We start from the raw sequence: 6205 nt of genomic DNA on the forward strand, positions 1-6205 counted from the left end.
GCATCGTAGCGATAGTCGCAAGGCTAAACCGCTTACAGGGGATCTCACATAGGCGGAGCGTTGGAAGTAGTTGTATAGGTTGGTTAAGTTGCATGTTGGAGTAATCCTCGCAGAGATACCACCATACTTCGACAGGGAGCGCGTGGGAGAAGGTGCAAAACCTTTAGTCCTTGTCTGCATGGTCAGCAAAACCATGTGCGGATACGACCGATGCGTGGCTCCGTCAGCCCAATTACAGGTTAATCGGCAATACTTAAGAGGATATTTGATTTTTTTAAATCAAAGCCTCTTAGGGAAAGTATTGCCGAAACTCTCTCAACGTTCACCATCAGCCCGAGCAAAGCGAGGGATGTGGGGACGGTGAGAAAGAGTTGAGCGCATTTGTTTTTACAAGATTCATGCCAATACCTACTAGAGTTTATATACCGTGTCATTTGATTAGTTTTTATTGAATTTCACTCGTCCATTTTTAAATAAGCAAGGATACACAGCTACCCCTATTTAACTTCGTTAAACAGTGATAGTCTGTGACCTTGATCAGGGGCTTCACCCCCGATACCCCCGAAAAGCTTTAAACAGAAAAATCAAAGATTTTCCAATTTAAAGCTTACAAAAGCCAAAGCAGGGTAGATTGAAATGTCAGGACAGGAACAAGAAAACAAACAGAGCAAAGCAGTTCGAGAACGAACCTTTAAAGTCAGACTTTCAGAATCAGAATATCAATTGCTCGATTCCAATAATCCTTATGGTTCGATTGCAAAGTTGCTTAGACAAGCAGCAGTAGAGAAAGCGACTAAAATTCATAATTCCAAAGCAGAAGATGACCAAAAAATTAAAGCAACAAAGGTTGTTGAATCTTCGTATAGCAAGACAGAGCGAGCGTTAATTTTAGAAATTAGTCGGATTGGTAATAATGTGAATCAGATTGCCAAAGCAGTAAATACAGATATTGCGGGTACTGGTGCTTTCGATAAAGTGAAATTACTTCATTTATTGATTTCAATTGATCAACAGCTTCGGGAGTTACGTCCAGATGATCGTTGATTTTTTTAGACATGGTTCAGGTTTATCAAAAGGTTGTATTGATTATTTATTGGGTGAAGATCGAGAGCGTGAACACGCACAAGTGCTTAGTGGTGATGTAGAGCTGACAGCACAATTGATTGATAGCAGTCCTTTTGCCAAAAAATATACCAGTGGTTGTTTGTCCTTTTATGAGCATGATTTATCTAACGAGGATAAACAGAAAATCATGCAAAATTTTGAGGAATGTTTATTTCCAGGACTGGATAAAGACCAATATCAAATTTTATGGGTGCAGCACCAAGACAAAATTAATCAGGACACAGGTGAGACAAGGCTTGAGCTTAATTTTGTGATTCCCAATGTTGAGCTTTCAACAGGCAAACGCCTACAGCCATTCTATGCGCCAGTCGATTTAGATCGAGTCGATCTATTTAAGCAGATCACCAATACCGAACATTCACTGTATGACCCCGATGATCCGGAGCATCGACAGCTATTTTTAAATAAAAAGAACCTGCCCAAAGATATTAAGGATTTTAAAGAGCAGTTACATCAACGTGTTTACCGAGCGGTTTCTAATGGGGAAGTTGCCGATCGGCAAGAATTGGTGCAATGGCTTGAATCGAATCAAATCAATGTCACCCGACAAGTAAAAAACTCCATATCCATTGAAAACCCGTATGAGGGCGCAAAACGTCCCATCCGTTTAGAGGGCGAGATTTATGAGCAAGGCTTTAGAGCTACTGGCGAATATCGACAAGAAGTACAACAACGAATTGAAGAATACAGAGGAACAACTTCTGAGCGGTATCGAGCAAACGTCACAGACTATCAGAGACAGCTTGAACACAAGAGCCAATATCACTGCGACCGCTATCCAACAGTCGGACGAGAAAATAGCCAAGAGCATTCAAAACAACGCCCAGACGGTCGAGAAGCAGTTAAGCCAGTATCAAACCTTGCTGCAATCGAAATTGAGCCATTTAACGCAATTAAACGAGCAAATACAGAGCCAAGAACAGCAAGCCCAGAATCAAGCCGTACAGAAAAAACTTACTATTTTGAATATGGGACTGATTTCAGCAGCAGTTATTTTGCTTATAGCGATTTTCTCGCTTGGTCTCGTCACCAAAAACAAGTACAGCGAGATGCAGACGCTAAATACAGTGATCAACGAGAAGCAAATGAGGGTCGACCATTTGAACCGATCGGGGGGCAGTTTGACGATCAGCACATGCAAGCGACCAGACAGCAAAGCACAGCGCCTATGTATTCAGATCAACAAGAACGCAGGCGAATGGCAGAACGGCTACATGATTCCAATGGGGTATTAAACGATGACCGAATTAGAAACACAATTATTGAGAATCATCGAAGAACAACAGCAACAATTAATGCAACAACAAGTGCAATTGCAGAAGCAACAGCAAGCTTTAGACACAATGCAAACCAAAATTATCCAAGCCTTGTCAGCACAATCAAAGACAATCAAGAGCGATCAGCAAAGCTTACAGCAAGCACAGAAATCATTAGCGACAATGCAGAAGCAATTTCACGAGCTAGAACGAAGTACAGCAAGCTATACCGAGCAGATCAATGGCAAAGTCCGAGAGATGAGCCTTATCACAGCCAACAACGAAGAAATTCTGGAGAGAATCTCAACCACACAGCATTCTGTCTCGTCAGAAGTAGCCAAAGCGCAGCAGAATTTGCTCGAAACATCCGAGATATTGAAAAAAATCTCGTCCAGATGAATGAGCGTAAACAAGAGATAGAAAAACCTCGACCTAAGCAAGATCGAGGTATGGATTTTGGGATGTAATTATTTTCTAGTATGTTGGTGTTTATTTCTTAGTATTAGCTTGTACTAATGTTTAAATTTAGCTATATTGAATGTAGTATAGGCTTGTTTATATATTTTGGTGGTGTTATGAATAATAACTGTGTAGTAGTACTAACTGCTCGTGGAAAGACTAGAATTTTAAAAGAAGGTGGTAGTCAGTCTTGGAGACTAAATGCTCATAATGCAGGAAAGTGCGATTATCTAGTTTGTGTGCAAAATAGGAAACAATCTTGGGGAGAACCAGAGGCTGATCATCACACTGCATTTTTAGTTGGCAAAATATCTAGTATCAGCCAATCTCAAGAAGAAGATGCAGATGGTAGATGGATAATAAATATCTCCGAATATGCTGATATATCTATTCCCAATATGTGGGATGGTAATCGGAATCCAGTTTCTTATAGTTCATTAGAAGAGATGAATATCGATTTGAATGAGCTGAAATTTACCAAATTAAATGAAGATAATTCTTCTAAAACACTGGATAAAATATCTATTCCTGAAGCTAAGAGACTATTAGCTAATTATTTTGATGTCCCTCAAGAAAATATTTCAATTACAATCAATATGTAAGCTTTTAATTGACCAAAAAAAGAAAAAAGCCTTTCACGTTAATGAAAGGCTTTTTTGAATCTTAGCGCTTGGGAGGGAAGATCTTAGATCCGCAGTCTCTCAAACTTACAACTATATATTAGGGTATATACGGTGGAATTGTCAAATGATGCAGTGCTTAAGATAGAGCAGGCTTTATCTATACCACGCTTATCTAAGTATGAAAATTTCTATAAAGATAAAGGTGAACCATATGAAAAATCTGATGTATTGATGCTTTATGAACGTAATTTAATAATTTCCAATAAGTTTTTTTACTTATTAAATTATTTTGAAGTTGTTCTGAGAAATGCTGTTGTTCAGGCAATAGAAATATCTTTTAGGTGTAATGAAACAAATAGTTGGCATGAAAATGAAGCTTTTATTCGAAGCCTTAGCCGTAGAGGGAGGTATAGCCCTAAAAGTATGTTTGATAGTGCTAAAGAGAAGTTCCCAGATTCGCCTAGTAAAATGATCCCTGAGCTTAAATTTGTATTCTGGCAAAAGATGCTTATGGCTAATTATGAAGAACGTATTTGGCAGGGATGTTTTAATTCTATTTTTCCTAATGCAACAGTTGAAAACAGGCAAATTTTTTACGATTGGACAGATCAATTACGTGAATTAAGAAACAGGATTGCTCATCATGAACCGATTATTTTTAACCGTAATCTAGAAAATGATTTAGAGGTTTTAACAAAATTTATTTACTGTCGTTGTATTAATACATACGATTTTATCGAGCAATCTGCATTAGATCTAAAAGAATATTTAGATTTTTAAGATAAGAATTTCACCCCAAACAATCGAAAGGTCAGACTATTTTGCAAATGTTGAATTAACAAGGTTAGTAGTAAAGCAGTAAATCCGATAACGGTAGCAGTGTTTCCTAACACCTGAGTTAAGCCGCGCCGCAAAGCGGCGTCGGCTTGGACGAATTGTTAGGCCGCATATCGCGACCTGAAAGCGGCACGCAAGACCTCAACCTTTTCCGCCCCGAGTGAGGTGCATGCGAACCTGTAGGACTCTATGTGCTTTGTAGGCCAGTCCACTGGTGGTACTTCATCGGCATAGTAAAAGTAATCCCAGATGATCGCCTCCCAGCTGTTACAACGGACTGGCCGCCCGGCGATGACACCCTCAGCCGCCTCTGGGCACGAGCCCTGCGGAGCCTCCGCGATTTCATACGCTTCGTCTGCCCACCAAGCAGGTTCGCAGTCAAGTAACTCATCCCCGATCTCCGCTAAGAATCCATAGTCCAACTCCTCCGTGACGCGCCCGCCGAGCATTTCAACTATTGCCTCGAGCTCGCCGCGCCTCTCGCCGGGAAAAGTCAGATCAATATCATCGTGCTTGCGTGTTACACGCCCTAGCCGTGCATCGATCGCCCAGCCCCCACCGATCCAGAGCGGCAGATTTCGCTCATCTGCCGCAGCTAGAATTTGGTGTATCAATGCGACCTGCGTTGTGTCCATGCGGCCTAACATAGTAAGCCCTCCCAGAATGTCAGTAATTAGACTATTAATTGAATTGTTACATCCAATAGTGAGCTCCCAGTGATTGTCTTAACTATCCAACCTTTCGATTGGATGGGGCAGAGCACCATTATTCTGTTTGAATGCGGTGTTAGTGTCAACTAGGTTCTTTATTTCTTCAAGGAGTTTGAAAGTGCTAAGTATTTTTACTTTACTTTGTTCCTCAATATAAATTTTTTTAAGACCATTTAGCAGCTTGTATTTGGATATTTTGGATAGGAGAATGAATAAGGTTGCGGTATTGATTCTTCCCCCTTTTAGATGAAGTAAACGGTTTTTTTGCAGTATTGGAATATTTCTATATTCTGTTAGTTGATCTTTTAAGTCATCAGGAATTTTCATTTCGTAAAAATTATATTTTTTAGAACAGTCTAATATCGAGTGATTTAGGCTTTCTGTATTTGTATTAATAAAAATGCATTTTTCAAATGTGCAATTTTTAAAGCGACAATCTCTAAAAATAGCAGCATAAAATACGCACTTTTTGAAGTGAACATTCGTAAACCTATTCTTATTTAAGATTACTCCTGAAAAATCAGATAAAACAATTTTTATATTTTTGAATGAACATGATCGTAGGCGGGATCCTCTCAAATTAACATTAAAAAATGTTTTATTAGAGAAACGTACTTTAGAAGAAATAGATTTGGCTAGGAGGCTATTTGAATACTTACGTTTTTCGATGTGCTTGTTATGAAATCTAGGAAGTTTTGACATTAATAGTCCAAAGAATAGGAGTTTCAGCTTAATTCTTAGGTGTAATCAAAAAAAATAATGGACAGGTCTCTTGCGAAATCTGTCCATTAGTTTTAAATTCGATGGGTACAGTTATTTGATGCTTGCAACATCAATTAACGAAAGATCGGCAGAGCTTGCAACTCATACTGATATTCACCTTAAAGGCTAGTACCACTATCTATTTTAAAGAATTAGAACAGTTTGACAAGCCTCAATTTGAAGTCCTTCGTTAATTCAGCAGTTTAAATCATCAAATAAGCACCTAACGGTCGAGCTTTATCTACTTCTGTGCGCCTTTTTTAAGGAAGATATGCGTTGCATGTGGAGGGAATAAGTGTCACTGGTGCATCGTAGCGATAGTCGCAAGGCTAAACCGCTTACAGGGGATCTCACATAGGCGGAGCGTTGGAAGTAGTTGTATAGGTTGGTTAAGTTGCATGTTGGAGTAATCCTCGCAGAGATACCACCATAC

Annotated in this window: 6 protein-coding genes; 4 read left to right on the forward strand and 2 right to left on the reverse strand. The window is 39.4% G+C overall.

Going from position 1 to position 6205, the window contains the following annotated elements:
• Positions 1–636: 636 nt before the first annotated feature.
• From mobC to C3420_RS16090, 4 genes are all read left to right on the forward strand, one after another.
• Positions 637–1044, forward strand: a complete 408-nt coding sequence (gene mobC / locus C3420_RS16075) for a plasmid mobilization relaxosome protein MobC (RefSeq protein WP_015061180.1) — start codon at positions 637–639, stop codon at positions 1042–1044.
• Positions 1034–2848 carry a relaxase/mobilization nuclease domain-containing protein gene (locus C3420_RS16080; RefSeq protein ID WP_015061179.1) on the forward strand — a complete coding sequence of 605 codons (1815 nt, stop codon included), beginning with the start codon at positions 1034–1036 and terminating at the stop codon, positions 2846–2848. The genes mobC and C3420_RS16080 overlap by 11 nt, the downstream gene beginning before the upstream one ends.
• A gap of 108 nt (positions 2849–2956) precedes the next feature.
• Complete coding sequence (locus C3420_RS16085) at positions 2957–3442, forward strand: hypothetical protein (protein WP_051064109.1); 486 nt, start codon at positions 2957–2959, stop codon at positions 3440–3442.
• 132 nt (positions 3443–3574) lie between these two features.
• Positions 3575–4243, forward strand: coding sequence for an Abi family protein (locus tag C3420_RS16090; protein WP_000423610.1), 669 nt, complete (start codon positions 3575–3577; stop codon positions 4241–4243).
• 158 nt (positions 4244–4401) lie between these two features.
• Here the strand turns inward: C3420_RS16090 and aadB are convergent, their stop codons facing one another.
• Complete coding sequence (gene aadB / locus C3420_RS16095) at positions 4402–4935, reverse strand: aminoglycoside nucleotidyltransferase ANT(2'')-Ia (RefSeq protein WP_010883707.1); 534 nt, start codon at positions 4933–4935, stop codon at positions 4402–4404.
• 90 nt (positions 4936–5025) lie between these two features.
• Complete coding sequence (locus tag C3420_RS16100; RefSeq protein ID WP_002011386.1) at positions 5026–5712, reverse strand: pentapeptide repeat-containing protein; 687 nt, start codon at positions 5710–5712, stop codon at positions 5026–5028.
• Positions 5713–6205 lie beyond the last annotated feature (493 nt).

Origin of the sequence: Acinetobacter sp. ACNIH3, assembly GCF_002918965.1 — a bacterium.
Lineage (GTDB): Bacteria > Pseudomonadota > Gammaproteobacteria > Pseudomonadales > Moraxellaceae > Acinetobacter > Acinetobacter schindleri.

Bases quoted from the DNA above. Each gene is read 5' to 3' on its own strand.
- mobC (WP_015061180.1), top strand. From the start codon at position 637: ATGTCAGGACAGGAACAAGAAAACAAACAGAGCAAAGCAGTTCGAGAA.
- C3420_RS16080 (WP_015061179.1), top strand. From the start codon at position 1,034: ATGATCGTTGATTTTTTTAGACATGGTTCAGGTTTATCAAAAGGTTGT.
- C3420_RS16085 (WP_051064109.1), top strand. From the start codon at position 2,957: ATGAATAATAACTGTGTAGTAGTACTAACTGCTCGTGGAAAGACTAGA.
- aadB (WP_010883707.1), bottom strand. From the start codon at position 4,935: ATGGACACAACGCAGGTCGCATTGATACACCAAATTCTAGCTGCGGCA.
- C3420_RS16100 (WP_002011386.1), bottom strand. From the start codon at position 5,712: ATGTCAAAACTTCCTAGATTTCATAACAAGCACATCGAAAAACGTAAG.